The organism is Citrobacter sp. S46_ASV_140 (genome assembly GCF_018919545.1).
Classification (GTDB): domain Bacteria; phylum Pseudomonadota; class Gammaproteobacteria; order Enterobacterales; family Enterobacteriaceae; genus Citrobacter; species Citrobacter braakii.
Map to the genome: position 1 here is coordinate 1 of NZ_JAHLRC010000082.1, position 15434 is coordinate 15434.

At 49.1% G+C, this 15434-nt stretch carries 12 protein-coding genes and 3 pseudogenes; 3 read left to right on the forward strand and 12 right to left on the reverse strand.

The genetic code is table 11. The annotated features are described in order from the left end of the window. The first annotated feature begins 3 nt into the window (after window positions 1–3). The gene (locus KQJ19_RS17415; protein WP_216403914.1) at window positions 4–246 is read left to right on the forward strand and encodes a DinI family protein; all 243 of its coding nucleotides are present in this window, start codon (window positions 4–6) and stop codon (window positions 244–246) included. Window positions 247–480: 234 nt separating this feature from the next. On the opposite strand, the gene KQJ19_RS17420 is transcribed toward KQJ19_RS17415, so the two are convergent. The 4 genes and pseudogenes from KQJ19_RS17420 to KQJ19_RS17435 form a co-directional block, all read right to left on the reverse strand. After that, window positions 481–1632 (reverse strand): reverse transcriptase family protein, encoded by a 1152-nt coding sequence (locus tag KQJ19_RS17420; RefSeq protein WP_097573887.1) that lies wholly within the window; start codon window positions 1630–1632, stop codon window positions 481–483. A 203-nt stretch (window positions 1633–1835) separates the two neighbouring features. Beyond that, window positions 1836–3137: a hypothetical protein gene (locus KQJ19_RS17425; protein ID WP_130097549.1), complete on the reverse strand. Its 1302-nt coding sequence runs from the start codon at window positions 3135–3137 to the stop codon at window positions 1836–1838. 227 nt (window positions 3138–3364) lie between these two features. Further along, window positions 3365–3619, reverse strand: a pseudogene (locus KQJ19_RS17430) (helix-turn-helix domain-containing protein); the annotation flags it as partial. Between the two features lie 103 nt (window positions 3620–3722). Beyond that, window positions 3723–4046 carry an antibiotic biosynthesis monooxygenase gene (locus KQJ19_RS17435; protein ID WP_047502723.1) on the reverse strand — a complete coding sequence of 108 codons (324 nt, stop codon included), beginning with the start codon at window positions 4044–4046 and terminating at the stop codon, window positions 3723–3725. A 185-nt stretch (window positions 4047–4231) separates the two neighbouring features. On the opposite strand from KQJ19_RS17435, the pseudogene KQJ19_RS17440 reads away from it, so the two are divergent. Then, window positions 4232–4294 (forward strand): annotated as a pseudogene (locus KQJ19_RS17440) (ORF6N domain-containing protein); the annotation flags it as partial. 77 nt (window positions 4295–4371) lie between these two features. Here the strand turns inward: KQJ19_RS17440 and KQJ19_RS17445 are convergent. The 5 genes from KQJ19_RS17445 to KQJ19_RS17465 are packed head-to-tail and all read right to left on the reverse strand — an operon-like array spanning window position 4372 to window position 10875. Beyond that, the gene (locus KQJ19_RS17445; protein ID WP_216403911.1) at window positions 4372–6759 is read right to left on the reverse strand and encodes a sialate O-acetylesterase; all 2388 of its coding nucleotides are present in this window, start codon (window positions 6757–6759) and stop codon (window positions 4372–4374) included. A 56-nt stretch (window positions 6760–6815) separates the two neighbouring features. Further along, on the reverse strand, window positions 6816–9539 hold the full coding sequence (locus KQJ19_RS17450) for a host specificity factor TipJ family phage tail protein (protein WP_216403912.1): 2724 nt from the start codon (window positions 9537–9539) through the stop codon (window positions 6816–6818). Then, entirely contained in the window at window positions 9536–9916 is a 381-nt protein-coding gene (locus KQJ19_RS17455; RefSeq protein ID WP_047502209.1) for a hypothetical protein, read from the reverse strand. The genes KQJ19_RS17450 and KQJ19_RS17455 overlap by 4 nt, the downstream gene beginning before the upstream one ends. 9 nt (window positions 9917–9925) lie before the next feature. Next, window positions 9926–10414, reverse strand: a complete 489-nt coding sequence (locus KQJ19_RS17460) for a DUF1833 family protein (RefSeq protein ID WP_181604058.1) — start codon at window positions 10412–10414, stop codon at window positions 9926–9928. Beyond that, window positions 10411–10875, reverse strand: a complete 465-nt coding sequence (locus KQJ19_RS17465; protein ID WP_181604057.1) for a hypothetical protein — start codon at window positions 10873–10875, stop codon at window positions 10411–10413. Before KQJ19_RS17465 ends, KQJ19_RS17460 begins: the two co-directional genes overlap by 4 nt. 57 nt (window positions 10876–10932) lie before the next feature. On the opposite strand from KQJ19_RS17465, the gene KQJ19_RS17470 reads away from it, so the two are divergent. Beyond that, entirely contained in the window at window positions 10933–11154 is a 222-nt protein-coding gene (locus KQJ19_RS17470; protein WP_181604056.1) for a hypothetical protein, read from the forward strand. A 22-nt stretch (window positions 11155–11176) separates the two neighbouring features. Here KQJ19_RS17470 and KQJ19_RS17475 read toward each other — a convergent pair whose 3' ends face one another. The 3 genes and pseudogenes from KQJ19_RS17475 to KQJ19_RS17485 form a co-directional block, all read right to left on the reverse strand. Continuing rightward, window positions 11177–14428, reverse strand: a complete 3252-nt coding sequence (locus KQJ19_RS17475; protein ID WP_216403913.1) for a phage tail length tape measure family protein — start codon at window positions 14426–14428, stop codon at window positions 11177–11179. Between the two features lie 78 nt (window positions 14429–14506). Then, a complete protein-coding gene (locus KQJ19_RS17480; RefSeq protein ID WP_181604054.1) occupies window positions 14507–14803 on the reverse strand; it encodes a hypothetical protein in 297 nt (98 codons plus the stop codon). Window positions 14804–15108: 305 nt separating this feature from the next. Continuing rightward, window positions 15109–15434 (reverse strand): annotated as a pseudogene (locus tag KQJ19_RS17485) (phage antirepressor N-terminal domain-containing protein); the annotation flags it as partial.

A 15434-nucleotide genomic window follows, 5' to 3' on the forward strand; every position in this document is an offset into this window, starting at 1 on the left:
GCAATGTTCGTGGAACTCGTTTATGACAAAAGGAATTTTGATGGCCTGCCCGGTGCAAAAGATATCATTCTGGGCGAGTTGACCAAGAGGGTTCACCGGATTTTCCCCGATGCTGATGTCCGGGTTAAACCGATGATGACGCAGCCGGCGATCAACACTGACGCCAGCAAGCATGAGAAGGAACAGATAAGCCGTATTGTGCAGGAAATGTTTGAAGAGGCTGATATGTGGCTGGTTTCAGATTAAACGCCTTGAACCATCATATCGCTTGAGTAGTATTAGCTCAGACCTGAGCTGGCAGTCTTATGGCACAGAGCCAAACCTAACCTGACAGTCCACTCTGTGCCAGGAGCGGACGTTACTCACATCGTGACTCATTAATAAATAGGAGTAGATCAGTATGAGTTGTTAATAGGGCTGCTGCATCAGCCCTGTGTCAGAAACAATATTGTGGCGACATTTCATAAGCTGGTCTGCCACTTATACTGGCCATTCAATAGATTTGAACTTTTCAAGAGAAACCTTAGCAAAGTCGGGTTCAACCATGTTTGCGTAGTCAATTAACCCACGGATGTGTGACTTTAGCCCCCATACAGAGTCGAATTTTCGATTGAAGGCATGTTGCACAGGCCCCACCTTTTCCAAGAAGTAGAGATGTTGCCGAATGGTGTCCCTTGTACCCTTCGCTAGCTTTGGAAATTCTGATTCTACATTCAAGCCTAATATGATCTTTTTACCACCTGGCGGTACAATTGTAGTTTTTCTGTATTGTGGCCGAAAGCCAGACTGCGAAATGATTTTGTAAGCCTCAAAAACAAAATTCTTAGCCCGAGATCGCCCAAAACTCTTGTCTCTTGTAGAGAAGCTCAGGTCATCACTATAGCGTGTATAAACTAAGCCATTCTTTTGGGCCAAGGCATGCAAAGACTTATCACAGTGTTTCATTACGAGATTTGCAAGGAATGGGCTAGTGGGCGCTCCCTGCGGCAAATAACCTAGCAACGTCTGGTGATATAGCGGGATAGCCTCATTGAATGCCTTTACCCGCCACTGTGGAAACTTGAGTCTAGGGCCTACACCAGAGGTGCCAACCGTACATAGACGCGCAAGCTCAAAGGCTACTAATGGTTGATAGTTTAAAGATCTAAAAATACGGTAGACCTGAATTTCAGACACTGAACTGAAGAAATCTGCAATATCAATCTTAATGAGCCATTTAGCTCCGCAATGTCGCAAAGCGCACTTCTGAATTGAGCTTCCCTTTCTGAAAGCATGACTTGCAGGATGAACAGGCAGGTCTTTGAGAATATATTCACTGATCCAACGCTGAGTGTGCATCAGCTTTGGGGATGGAATATGAATAAAACGGCGTCCACCAGATCGCTTACGAATAGAAAACTTCTTATAAATTTCAAGGTTCTCGACCCCTTTTATTGCACCCCGACACACGAAACTGCGAAGCAACTCGTATTCAACACTAGTACGTTTGGCCAAGTGTTTGAGACTTAAAATGGGGGGGAGGGTGTATTCCGAGTAAATAAGAAGCTCGCTCTGGGCGATAGCATCATTGAGCAAGGATTCTGGAAGCCCGTTGGCTAGCCCCAGGTTTTTGTAGGATTGAGAGGACCACATATAACTACTCCGATGCGTCGCCGCAGGCGACGGCGCGCTCTGGTGACCCAAGACTTACGCCGGAAGAGGCAGAGTGCGCCGTCTCCAGCCAAGCGTGGGCTTTTTCGTGAGGCTCAGGAAATCCATACCCCAACATCCACTGTAAGGTGGTGTAGCAACCCTCTATCATTCCCCGAGGGGTAACTTTGTGTTGCTCGTTAGCACTAGTCATACGTAGTCTCTCTCAGTTGCCTAGGATAGTAGTAGTCGGAACCAACGGCAAGATATCCTTTTGGTGAAAAGGATATCTGCTTCGCCGCAGATAGTTCCGAGAGTCCCCGAGGGGTGATCCTTCGCTCAGGGGTTAGGAATTTCCACTTAATACATTTCGAAAGAAGTAGTTCACAGTCCTTTGAGTTTAATCCTGTCGCATAGCAAATAGTTGAACGCTTACGTTGGCCTTTTGCGATCAACCCTAGAACCACGAGAATGAGAGTTCCAACCGTCCCCCTCCTCATTAGTGCACCTGACCTCGCCAATCGTGTCTGACCTACATCATGGAGGGTTTGTATGGGATCACCACACACAATTTCAGGTGGAAAAACCGAAGCCGTTACTGTATCCACAGTCCTATTTGGAAATATACCAACCCACTTCCCTTTTTGGTCATCGGAATCCCATAATATAGCTGGTGTATTGTTAGGACACCCATGCTCAAAAACAAGCGAAGACATACTTTTTTGATAACCCCACCAAAAATGCTTTCTCCCTTTCAATGCCTTACGCCCATATTTCTCACAAAGTTTCAGTAGTGCCTCTCTTCTTTCCACCTTAATTGGGAGGGTTATAAAGGTTGCTGAATCTCGGTAGATAATCAATTCTGGAGACGCTTTCAAAAATCCTAGGCGCCTGAGTCCTTGAGCCGTGGCAGAATAAGCTACAACCTGAATTTTAATGTGTTTTGATGATAGCCAAGAGGCTATAGTTCTATCTCTCCAGAATGCATCAATAAAATCAGAGACTCTCTGCCCAGACCCAATATAGTCATCAATAAACATCAGAGAGTCACATCTCTGCGCTCGAAGTTCTTCTTTAGAAGGGTGGTTTAGAATTTTTTTCGGATTGGCTTTAGAAAGTTGTCTAATTATTTGAGCTATAATTGCTTCGCTACCTTGATCTGACGAGATACCGATCGAGTTTACATTTTTCCCATTGTTACTTTTAATTACTTGATCAAAAAATGGAACTACATGGCTGCTGAATAACTGGCCTTTATCGTGTTTCTTTTTTAGTTCCCTTACGGCATAAAGGGCGACTGGACCCGCTATCTTTGTTGAAACATCCAAAATAAGGGCTTCAAGATTTCGACGAAATTCAGTATGGGAGACAAGAGTCAGTGAGTTAAGCAGAAGCTTCGCAGTTTCCTGGTCTAATGCATCGAATTGGCTCAACCATCTTTCGCCTTGCTTAGTGTAGATTAGTTTTCTTGAATCAAGTTGATTTTTATTAATTTTCTCATCTCCCAATCTACAGTTTCCATGTTAATCTATGACATATCTATCGAATAGCCACAGGTTAGTTAGGTCGATATATCGAACCTAGTAATCTGACTAAAATAGTCGTCGAGTGCAAGTTACGCCATTACTTCCGCTTCTCGCTCAAAGCGGACTGGCAATCATTCAATACTCGCACTATCGAACGTTCGCCAGTTCGCCGCCGCTCGTTCTTGCATACGACGACGCGTGGCGTCTTCTCAACACCGCGCAGGAAATTTTATGTATAGCGTCGACACCCCTACATCATAAATTATAGCCAAACGTTTTCTTGACTCACCTGCAGTAATCAACCTTCCAGCCTGAGCCCACTCTTCTGCGGTTAACTTTGGCCGTCTGCCGCCGATCCGACCATCTTCGCGCGCAGCAGCTAAACCTGCCCGTGTTCGCTCAACAATAAGCTCTCTCTCCATCTCCGCCAACGCACCCATGACATGATAGAAGAATCTCCCCATTACTGTCCACGCGCGCCTATCCATCAGGGCGCACACCTTTTTTGCCCAGCACACTTCCAAGTGAGGCAGCGAACCCGGAGTATTGCTTAGAATGACGTGAATGTCATACATGCTGATGTGCCTCCTTATCAGAAGAGTAATCACGGAACACTCTGGCAACACGTATTCTGTAGAATGAAAAAATTGACTGTTTACCTTCTTTCTGTGCTGCCAAGTGCATAACATTTTGCTTCCATCCTGCTACAGATTCCTCATCTTCCCACCATGACAAAGAAAGAATTTTTCCGGGCGCGCTCAGGCTCTGGTAGCGCTCAATAGAAATAAAACCCGGCGTGTCTGACAGTAAAGGCTTCAGTTCGGCAGCAAGCTGAAGATATCTTTCCTGTGCCTCTGGCAGGGCGTCAGCTTCAAAAAGTACCGCAATCATGATTTAGCTCCGTCGTTAATTTCCGATCAGTTTATTACCGACGAAAGTATGACGCTTCGGCCAGCACCGAAGTATGTATGCTGCGTAAGAAGTTGAGGGAACGGATAAAAGCTAACTGAGCGATGAACAGGAGATGAATCGCCACGGATTTAACAGACACCTCAGAGTCATTTTTGGACTGCCCCCGCCCCGGTAGTGTCAAAGACATCCAGCAGATTGGCCCTGATATGTTCGTCGGAAAAGTGGAATAGATACTGATCGGGTTGGATTTTAGCTATCACTGTTCCCGCACCTGGCTGCGTAAGGTGCGGGAACAGATGGTCTTTTACTGATTTAAGGACGCCCTCCATATCTCAAGCTCATCAAGGCGCGCCGCCAGCTTAGTGCTGACAGAGCGCTGATAAGCTGCTTCAAAAATAAGGCATTCTGTATACCGCAGCCCGAGGCGTAGCCCGGCTGACTTTCGAACCGGAGTCATCACTGTCTCTTCCACTTCTTCAATCTCTGGCACGAACTCATCATTAACAAGCTTGTACTGAAGCGCGTCTTCTACTCTACGCTCGACCGTAACTTCTACGCCGTCAACAATACCGGACTCCCTGATAACTCCCGGCCCACGCTTCTGACGTGAAACAGTCCTGATTTGAGGTTCGAATACTTCTTCGAATATTTCGTCTTCACAGAACAACGCGTAACGGCGCGGATCCAGCCCCTCAGATTCAAACGCCGTAGCAACATCCTGTGCAATCAGCCCTGCGTGTAGCCGCGCGTCCTCACCTTTTTCATTCATTGATTCCAGTATCTGATAAATTGTCGGCGGCACTTTAGCCCATGCCCGTAATTCAGCATCGGTTAACACTCCACGTAATTTTTTCGTCGTTATATCAGAGGTGTTGATTGCAGCAGTACCCGCATAGATAACTGACGCGCGGGCGCCTGGCGTTCCAACAGAAAAAGCATTGTCTGTCCTGAAATCGATGTTACCTGAAAACAGAGCGCGCCCTGATTCAAAGACAGCAAAGCCGGTTTTAGGTAAGGTTTCCGATTTTCCTGTCCCCACTTGAAAACGCACTGGGTCTTCGAGTGAGGTTTTGTATTCAGAAAACGCCCCGAGAGCCGCGCAATACGGATCCGCTATAGTATGTCCCCGCCCAGCAACAAAGGCATAAGGCGCATTAATCGTGTTGCCATATCCAAATGCAGATGAGTACTGCGCGACTGCACTGAACGTGTTCAGGCGTCCCCAGGAAACAGAATAATTAGCGCCAGTATCCATCATGTTCTGATAGCCGCCAGCCAAAGAATAGTTTGTCGCTTGACACTGGTATCCCCAGTGAATCGCGTGCGACGCAGCAGGGCCGTTCGCCGGAAAATCACCCGTCGTGGAGCCTGCACTTACCAGGCTCGAAAATTTTGCCAGCGCGATGGCCTCGCCACTCCACGGACCCGCCCCCCGGGCAGAGAACGCTGCAAGAGTATGGCGGTGTGTGACCCCGCGTTCATGCAGTGCTTGCCAGATTCGATAATAGCCATGTTCCCAAAGGGATGTACCCAGCCAGTGCGTGTAATCTCCTGCACCATCAACGTCGTATTGTGTCTTTAGTCCTGCAGAGTTCACATAAATGCAGTTGCGGTTGTGGTTTTCACAATAATCCAGTTGCGCCTGCCAGACCTGGTAACGCATGTGTAATCCGCTCATACCCATGATAAACATCGGTGTGGTATCAGACATCCAGCTTTCAGCACGAAACTGCCTGTCCAGCGTGGCAAGCTTGCTGCGGTAATCCGTAATGGTATCTGTCAGTCCGTTAGCTTCCCCTTGCGCAAAGACAACCATATCGACTCTCGTCTTCCCTGTGGCGACAATTTCCGGTGAGGCCAGCGCCGCTTCAACCTTGCCTTTTATCGCTGCGTAGCGGACTGAGTTAACCCCCTCCCCTGTCCAGTCCTCAATGGAACGCCCACCTGCCGCATCATAGATGATGAACACCTTTTCTGCCTTAAACTCATCCACAAGGCGATGTGCAAATGCCAGCGCAATATTGTTGTTGCCGCCGTTCCCGTTAGGACTGGAGCGTGACAGCGGTGGACGGGTATAATCACTGCTTCCCCAGTCGCCCGTTGCACCATCCCAGATAACGATTTTATCGCTTGCCGGATTAGGCCCTCCACTATTTGCACCGACTGCATTCGACTGTCCGGTAATGACAATAATGAAGATTTTCTGAGCCAGTATCTCACCCAGCGTCAAATCACCCAGTCCTACCAGCCAGGCTCCATCCGGTAGCGCCAGTTCCTGACGCAGCATGTCAGCGTCCATCAGGACCAGATGATTAACATCCTCTGCCCAGCTTATGGCATCCGTTCCGCGGGTCGTGAACGGAACATCCGTTGCTGTATTCAGTCTCCAGAACTGCCCCTGATACCGGATTGTCTGATTTCGTGCAGTCAAAGTAAGGGGACCGTCCTCGTAATCGCCGAGAAAGTCATATCCGGACTTAACAAGAAATTCCTGAAAGGCAGCAGAAAAGCGGGCAAGTTGTTCTTCATGAGCTGACTCCATGCCGTGCCAGGTTTTACGGGAATGTCCAAGACGATCATTGCGTCGATCATTCACCTGATCATTCATCAGATAATCCATGTTTTGCGCATTATCGTTAAGGTCTTTTGCAGCAGCAGATCCCAGCGGGTTGCCGGTGTTATAAGTCGTCATATGAGCCTCATAAACGAAAAAACCCGCCGAAGCGGGTGATAGTTAAGTAGGTGAAATCAGGCTGTATCGCCGGGATATGTTGCATTGTCGTGATCGTAGAAGCTGGGTTTATACTGTTTCGCCGTTATCTGACATGTGCCATCTGATTGCGGGGCTATCTCTGAGACAAGAGCGTTATAGCCCACTCGTGAAGAGTCGCAGAAAATCAGGCGTGGCGGTTCAATGCCGGGATCATCAAGAATCATGTCATCGAACGTCGCCAGGTAAGGCACGGAAACCCGGTAATCTCCTGCACTGGTCGCCACCATTAGTGAGGAAGCCGAACCATCCTGATAACGAATCAGCACGCGAGGATTTGGAAACGACCAGTCAAGCCGCTCTGTCACCGTGAATGTCGTTGTGCCATCCACAGACGCCATCGACTCAATCAGTGTGCTGACCGTCTGGCTACCGGGTATATCGTCAGTCAGCACGATACGGTCGCCGATGTTATAGCAAAGTGCGTCCAGCTCAGTAGATGTCGTATGGGTCAGCCGCTGCTGCTGATACTTCATCAACCGGCGCATGCCGATTTGGTACGCGCGATCACGATCAAGCACACCATCAAGAGTGTAGTCTTCGATTTTGACAGGGGTTGGATTATCCGGGGTCCGGCACTGTACCGTCTCCTCAGCCCAGGTCGTTCCGTTGATATACGTGACATCAACACCGTCATAATCGTCACCGGAGGGAGCAACGAATGCAGTTTGCAGGTCTTCAGTCATTTCATGCGGACTGATAACCCCGGACCATGGCTTTACGCCTTCACGCGCAACCGAAGCAAGCCCGTCCGTCAGCAGAAAATAACTTTTCCCGGCGTTGGCTATCTTCTGCAAAACCTCCAGCGCAGATGTGCTGTCAGTCGTCTCGAAATCGAAAAACTCATTGCCAGGCGTCCAGTACGCACTTTCCAGCGCATCAATGGCGTCGGTGTCCATATCCAGCCCCAGCGAGTTACCAACGTGGTACAGGGCGCCAGAGATGCTTCTTGGTGCGCCAGTGTCGTAAATCCTTGTCGCTACCACGTTCACCCGGCGATCGGACTGAGCGGCCAGCTTGCCGCCTGTTTCCACCGTGACACCCATCGTCGTTACGCCAGCGTACGATGACGGCGAGGTCAGAAGGCGGCCACGCAACGATTGCCAGTACATATTATCGCGGCTGTTATCCTGTCCCTGCTCGTTAGTGCGTCGACACCGCACTTCAACAAGGCCAGGAGAACTCAGCGTGATGCGCTCAGTAAAACCAAGACCATTTATATTTTTTGTATTATACGAGCCGGTTTTGCTCATCCATCCAGAACCAGAGCCATAGACGCGGTACTGAACTTCCCAGCGAACCGTTCTGTTTTGTTTTCTCCCTTTTTTGTCGTACCAGCAAATGCCATTCGGGAAGAAGAAATTCACTTCAAACATGTCGATGGTTTCATTATCCGGGCATGCCAGAAACGGCCCCATCCAGGAATCATTCTGGTTAACGCCAGATGCGTCAAAATCAAGCACGGTGCGCGCAACGAAACCCGGCCATGTGTTATTGACAACGCCGTCAATCAAGCGTTGAAGAGTCACACTTGTACCGTCAACGTCGAAAATTTTGTACTGATATCCAGCGTGAGAAACGGAAAGCCTGATATCCCCCTCTGGAATACCCGTAAAAGGCGTGCCGGTGTCACTCTCATAAGCCAGCGTTACCGAGGCGGGGACTTCCTCTTCTTCCTCTGTAGCGTCTGCATGCGGCGTATACGAAGCGATAAACAGGCTATAGTCGACGCTGTTGTACCAGAGCGTTACCGGCATGCCGACATAAGGGGCGAGTTCTGCCAGATTGTCACTGGTAATTCGGCTGTATGCGCCATCGTTGGTTACAACAAACTGATCGGGTACGATTAGCTCAACCGTTGCGCCAGCAATCCACGAATCAGGCAGCTCGTTTGTTGCAGTATCGTCGTCAGCGCTTAATCCGTTAAACGTGATTGTGCTTCCAGACACCGTCAGTGACTGCGCAACAACATCATCCTTGTCCGGCGCGGTCTGGGCCATATCCAGCCCGGCGCCAGAGCTGGTGCCTCCAACTTCAGTGGAGTTAAACCAGTTTTCGCTACGGCGATCACCAGCCACATTCTGGCCGGGCTGAAAAACGGTGTACGCGAAACTATCACCCAGCGATGAAACAGGCGTGGCACCAACACGCATATCCCCTTTGCCGAATGAAAATTGTCCGAATCCCAGCGCGACGAACATTTCAACGGTCATCACTGTCGGATCATCCTGGCTGAAGCGGGTTACCGGCTGTACTACGTAATCGGGGTAAATTCGGCGGCGTCCGAACAGCTCACGAATCGGCTCCCCAAGCTTAGCCTGGTTGGCTTTAGCCGGGTTTACATCGAGTGAATCGCCTGTTCCTGATGAATACCCTCCCGGATCGACCGCGCCTGGTGCAAAAAATAGCGCATATGCAACGGATGCGGCAGAAATAGCAACAGCTATCCACGCAATTGTCCCGGCCTCCAGCCCGTAAGGGATCGGATAGATACGTACTTCACTGGATGGGGCTATGACATAATCGAACCATTCCGTTGCGGGAATATTTTCGCCATCAACTTCAACCGCAATCGGGTGTTTAATATCTGAACGATAATTATCAACGTTGCTCGACAACCACTGATGAAGAGTCAGCGCGCCATGTTCATGTATTTCCAGCGGCTCGCCGGGTAACCGGGATGGATAAATTCTGATAGTCACTGCCAGAACTCCACTTTAACAAACCGACGCATAAAGCGCGGCAATGGAAGGATGGTCACGTTGGTCTTTGGGTTGCATTCCACAACATAAAGTTGCTCGTTGATATCCACCACGACTGCAACATGCGTTACTGTTGAACCGGAATAGCAATAAACCCCTGCACCAGCGCAAGGCTCGCATTGGGAAAGAGTCAGTGAAAAACTTTTTGCTTCTCGGTCAAGGCCACCATCGTCTTTAGTTACTCCGGCAAAATCCGGCCATTCATGAAGCCCCAGATCGCGACGAACTTCATTCACGATGCCGAAACAGTCAAGTTCAGGGTAAGCGCGTCCGCCCTTCAGCCATTTGACTGAAAGGTATTTATCTTGATTGAACATTGAAACTCCTTAGCTCATGTAACGAAGGCCAGGATAGAACGGGAGTGTGTAGCGATAGCGGGGCCAGCCTGTATCCAGCACGTTCATGTACCCTGCGATAATCTGCGCCTGCGTCGCGGTCCAGTACCCGTTTTTAACCGTCATGGTATAAGGACGTTCGGCGGGAGCGGTTAAATCGTCAGAGGTAAACTGGCGGTAAGTTACTGTGGCGCCACGCAAGTTTTCCAGCGCGCTACGCACGGATGTCGATGCCTCGCCATTAATGTTAGAGACTGCAAACTGCAGATCCTGTGTACCGTCGCTGTTTCGCGCAGGTAACGCAACGTCGATGGTGCTTGCGATAAATGTCACTTCTTCTCCGGTTTCTGTTGTCGCGGTTATGTCGTCATAGCCATCACAGAGATACAGAGCATCATCACCGATGTTGATCTGCAGGGTTTTGATAATGACCTCTTCACCGGAAGAGGCGTACAGTCGTTTTAAAGTCGGGCTGGTCATGCTTCGGGCCACTCCCTGTTAATTGCAATATCAATGATGCTGCTGTTGATGATGTAATCCGGGAACTCAGCCCAGCCATCGCCAAGAACAGGACGTGTCCATAGCTCCAGCGTCGCGGAGAACTGCCAGTAAATCGGGGCGACCAGCGTCGGCCCCTGATAGATATCGGTGAACCGGCATTTATAGAACTCAACGCCAAGCGGGGTCTGTAGTCGCATAAAAAACCAGTCAGCACCGTCAGTGATCGTTTCGCGGTACCAGGCCTCAAATAGCTGGGCCTGAATGTCCGTTTCAAAAAGCCACTGCACATTTGCCTGTGTTGGCGTGGAAATGAATGCCCGGCGCTGGCGGGCACGGCCGGTTGTCATTGCGGTACGCTTTAACGGACTGACTGGCTGAAATGCATAGCCATCCTGAAGCGGCATCGGAAGGTAGTCGTGCGGGTAGAAAATGTCAGGCATACCCTCCCCCTAAAAAGCATGTAGAATAATTTTTCACCTTTAAACCCTGGAGGCCTCATGGATTTCTCAACCAATCACGACAATAGCGATCTCTTTGCCGATTATGGCTTGCGGATTTACGAAGATACCGAAACTGGCAGCAACTCAGCGGAGATTGCTGTTCGAATTGAAGAATTTATTGATTCAAGGAAAGAGCTGGACATGGAAATCCGTAAGCGCGCCCTCGAATTCTTGAAGAGAGCTGTAATCCAGTTAGAAGAAGAGCTTTCAGATAAGTGAATAAGGGGCCACGTCTGTCCCCTTATTCTTTATATCCGCGTACATAACGGCTTTTAAGTGCCTTCCCGAAGCTGCCCTGTGGATTGATAACATCGTTTGTCATCTCCCCCTTTAACTGCCGGGTAAGTTGCTTGTTGTTCTGGTTGAGCGTAGCGTTCAACTGTTCTGGGGTAACACCCTGCAAGTTAAACTCTTGTTTAATCGGTGCATGAACAGTAGTTCGCCTGCTGTTATCACTATTCACGTTCTGCACCCCGGTCCCAAAACCCGGTTTGCTGAGCGTTGCATCGAGTGGTTTACCATTCCGTAACGCCTCAAGTTGAGTGACGCCGATTCGGTTCGTTGCAGCCTGATCGAAGACAAACTCCCCTTTATGAACAACACCCGCGGGCTGATACTTACCGCCGGGGCCGGTATAACCGCCGGAGGCGAAGCCAACGGCAGCGGCACTGGTTATGCTGGAGGTAATCGAGGCCATAAGCCCAACAACCTGTGCAACGGCAGCAAGGTTGGCCGGGAACGGCAACCCCGCCAGCGCCTGCCCCATCGCCATAGGGAGTTGCAGGGCAGCCTGAGCAATAGCAAACCCTTTCTGTGTCACAAAAGCAGCTTTGTACATCGCGGATTGCTCACCAAACATCGCACCCATCGAATCGGTGATGCTGGAGAAGGAGTTTTGAGCGGATTGCATCTGCGCAACGTAGACAGCCGTGCTTAACGCCTCCTGGTTCTGACGTCCCTGTTGCTGCAAGGCCAGTAGCTGTTGCTGCTTCTGCTCCTCATTCCATACGGTACTCTGCGTTATCGCCTGCTGTTGCTGATTCAGCCAGGCTGCATAATCAGTCAGGGACTGTTTCAGCTTATCAATGATTTCAAGCTGCGGATCGATTTGCAGCCCTATCATGTTCAGGCCCTGCCCTGCGAGGTCGTTATTGGTCGCACTTGAGGTAAGCGTTCCACCTGCCTTGTTAACTCCTGATATGACTGAATCCGGCAGTATTGATTTACTAATCAGGTCAGTTGCCTGTTTTCCAGCATCCTCAGGTGACAGTTTTTTGAGATCGACCATCTTTTGCAGGATTTCGAGACGTTTTTGCAGCGCCTCATTTTGCCGTAACTCCTTCGGTGCGATTTGCTCCTGTATCTTCCGGTATTCGTCCAGGGTCTTAACAGAGTTCTGTAGCGCTTCCTGCTGTTTGTAGGCCTGCAATATTGCACCAGAACGGGAAAGAATCGACCGTTGATCGGCTGTAAGCTGCGTTTTTGACTTTAGGTCAGCAATCTGCTGTTCGAACTTAACCCGTGCCTGTGTCGAGCTATTCAGCCTGTCACTGGATTCCAGTTGAGACTGCATAGCGGCAGTCTGCTGATTGATTTGATCGAGTAGTCGGGTGGCTGCGTCCTCTGTGTAGGCCCTTCCTTTAGGTGTTTTTGGCGTTTTGGGTTCTTTGTATCGGTTGCGGATTTCAGATTCCAAAAAGGTGTAATCCAACTTCGCGCCCCTTGCTTTCAGGTCGTTTAAATCCTTAAGCTCTTTAGCCATCTGCTGTTGTCTGGTTTGATATTTCAAGGCAAAGGCATTCTGATCTTGCTGAAGTTTTATTCCATCCTGCTGTTTTTTAAGATACCCATCATAGGCTTCGTTAATAGCCTCCTGCGCAATTTTTTCTCCCTGAAGAGATGAAAGACGCTGTTTTAATAAGGCTACGCCCTTTTGTTGACGATCAAGATCATCAGACTTCCAAGGTCCGTATGGCCCTGCATTTGCGGACTGTCCTTTCTGAAAGTCAGATAACGCCCTTTGTGCACGTTCAAGCTCTCCGCTAGCATCCTGAATCTTCTGCTCAATAGACACTTCGCGACCAATATCAAGCATAGAGTTCCAAGCCCAACCAGCAGCTTTGGCTACAGAGTTCCATGCAGTTTCAAGATAGCCGAGATTTTCTTTAATTTGGTTTGAGCGCTGGATCATTGAGGATGAATAGGATTCACTGGCAACTCGCGCCGCCTCCCGCTGATTTCCCTCATCTTGCAATGCTTTAATCTGGTTATAGGTTGCCAGTGTCAGAAAGTGGTACTGGTCGTTAAGTTTGGTGATGGCTGCTACTGGATCGACAGCAATGTCGTTGAAGTTACCTACCAACTTTTCAGTGGCAATGCCTGTGGCGTCACTGGTTTTAACGATAGCGTTTGTAACGCGCTCCAGCAAATCGCCAGCCACCTTCCCAGAAGAAACAAGTTGATTAAGCGTGGATGCAGCTTTACCAGTGGTTGAATCCGCCGCAATGCCAGCACGGGCAGCTATATCAGCCAATTGGCCGGATGTTTTTCCGACCTGATTACCAGTTAGAACGAGGGATTTATAAAACTCGTCCTGCTCCTGCGAGCCTTTGTAATAAGCCAGGCCAAGGACACCGACTGCCGCAGCTGATAGAGTTAACGGATTTATAAGCCCAGTTACATACCTCCCTACACCTTTAATCGCTGGTCCGATACCGCCAAACATGTCCTTAAGCTGCCCGCCCTGTTGTAACAGTACGGTCATTGGAGCCTGGCCGGAAGCTAAACTCACTACAATGTTAGTCATCTGCGCAGGAATCATGCGCATCTGATAAGCCATAGCGCGGGAAGTGACACCAGTCTTTTTCATCGCGTCTTGGGTGATTTCGAGTTGCTTGCGGGTATTTGCAAGGCTGTAAGAAAGCACATCGTATCTTTCTGGCGACAACATGCCCGAAGCCTTCGCGTTGTCGAGCTGCTTCTGCTGATCTACCAGTTTCTTAAATGCAGTACCTATCGGGTCAAGCTGAGCTGAAAGGCGCTGAAGTGATGCGCTTTGCTCATCTCTGGCTTTTGCAGCTGCTCTTTCAGCCAGCGCCTCACCATTGATTGCCTTTTCCGTATCGCGGATTTTGGATACCAGGTAATCAAAATCATCATCTGGCAGAATCCCAGCCTTCTGGTATTTCTTGAGTTCCTGATATCTGTCATCCAGCTTATCCAAGGCCGCACTAACCGGGTCAATCTGGTCCCTTAGTTTTGCAAGCGCTTTTTGTTGCACACTCAGTTCTTGGCGATGGTTCCGCGTCTCTTTGGCTGCGGATTTTTGCACAACGTTGTAATCAATGAACTCATGCTTCAGTCTGTCTGTTGCCCTTTCCGCCTGCTCGCCAGCCTGGGTGATTCTAGCCAGCGCCGTCGCCAGATTATCGGCATTATTCTTTGCCCCGGAACTATCCAGAACAATAGCAAGGCGTGATGTTTGTTCGGTCATTTACCTTTCTCCGGGCGTAAAAAAACCCCGCCGAAGCGAGGTCGTTTGCATTGAGTGATTATTCTGAAAAACAGATAACTAGTTATTATCAAACTTCTTTAAATATCCAACTAAAGCCTTTGCATTATCACAATGTTTTTTATCTTTTGGTAAAACCTTAGTTTCCTCAAGGCAGCTTTGGGTATAGAAACCTGCATTGTACATCGCTAGGGAAGCGAGCGATAAAACCATTTGTTGGCATAAAGTCTCATCTTGATGATTTTTACATACCAACTCAGCTCCTTCTTTTATCTCTTCAACGGGTTTTTTTTCTTGTGCCAATGCGCTTGAAGACAATAAAAAATACAAAATTCCAGCAACAAATATTTTTCTCACATCCCCATCCCCCTAAATAAATGATGGGGCAATCGTAGCAGAGGCGAATGGATACGACAAAACCCGCAGTTAAGCGGGTTTTGTCATATGTGAATGACAGCGCTCTTACATCACCACGTAGCCAACTTCTCAGCCAACAAATCCCGTTTAATGACAATCCAACCACTTTTACGCAGACCGCTTAGTATCTGCTCAACTTTACCGACAAACATGTCTGACCCGATGCGCTCGATGCTCTCAACCTGCCCATCGCGAATACGGAGATGGAGATCAATATTCATCATGTCGATTGCTGGCTCCACGATACGCGGATTCGTCACCTGCCCCTTCGTCCAATATTCGTAGAGAACATCGTCGCATTCTTCCTGGTAGCGGATTACGTTATCGCGGATCTCCGACTTAACCTTGTTCGGGCTGATGGTGTTCAGCCAGGCGGCAAGTTTGCGGAGAGCGAGGCAGATCATCGAGCGAGATTTGCCATCTGCAGCAACTATTGTGATTTCCACAATAGTTGATTTGAAGCGTTGTTTAAGCTTCGTAAACTGCGATGCCCAGTCCATGCCCATGCCATCAATGATCGGCTTCATCGGGGTGTACGGCTCGCCGTTGTGATTCACTATATACAGCTCAT

Excerpts from the sequence above, each read along its gene's own strand:
- KQJ19_RS17415 (WP_216403914.1), top strand. The coding sequence starts at position 4 with ATGTTCGTGGAACTCGTTTATGACAAAAGGAATTTTGATGGCCTGCCC.
- KQJ19_RS17420 (WP_097573887.1), bottom strand. The coding sequence starts at position 1,632 with ATGTGGTCCTCTCAATCCTACAAAAACCTGGGGCTAGCCAACGGGCTT.
- KQJ19_RS17435 (WP_047502723.1), bottom strand. The coding sequence starts at position 4,046 with ATGATTGCGGTACTTTTTGAAGCTGACGCCCTGCCAGAGGCACAGGAA.
- KQJ19_RS17445 (WP_216403911.1), bottom strand. The coding sequence starts at position 6,759 with ATGACGACTTATAACACCGGCAACCCGCTGGGATCTGCTGCTGCAAAA.
- KQJ19_RS17455 (WP_047502209.1), bottom strand. The coding sequence starts at position 9,916 with ATGTTCAATCAAGATAAATACCTTTCAGTCAAATGGCTGAAGGGCGGA.
- KQJ19_RS17460 (WP_181604058.1), bottom strand. The coding sequence starts at position 10,414 with ATGACCAGCCCGACTTTAAAACGACTGTACGCCTCTTCCGGTGAAGAG.
- KQJ19_RS17465 (WP_181604057.1), bottom strand. The coding sequence starts at position 10,875 with ATGCCTGACATTTTCTACCCGCACGACTACCTTCCGATGCCGCTTCAG.
- KQJ19_RS17470 (WP_181604056.1), top strand. The coding sequence starts at position 10,933 with ATGGATTTCTCAACCAATCACGACAATAGCGATCTCTTTGCCGATTAT.
- KQJ19_RS17475 (WP_216403913.1), bottom strand. The coding sequence starts at position 14,428 with ATGACCGAACAAACATCACGCCTTGCTATTGTTCTGGATAGTTCCGGG.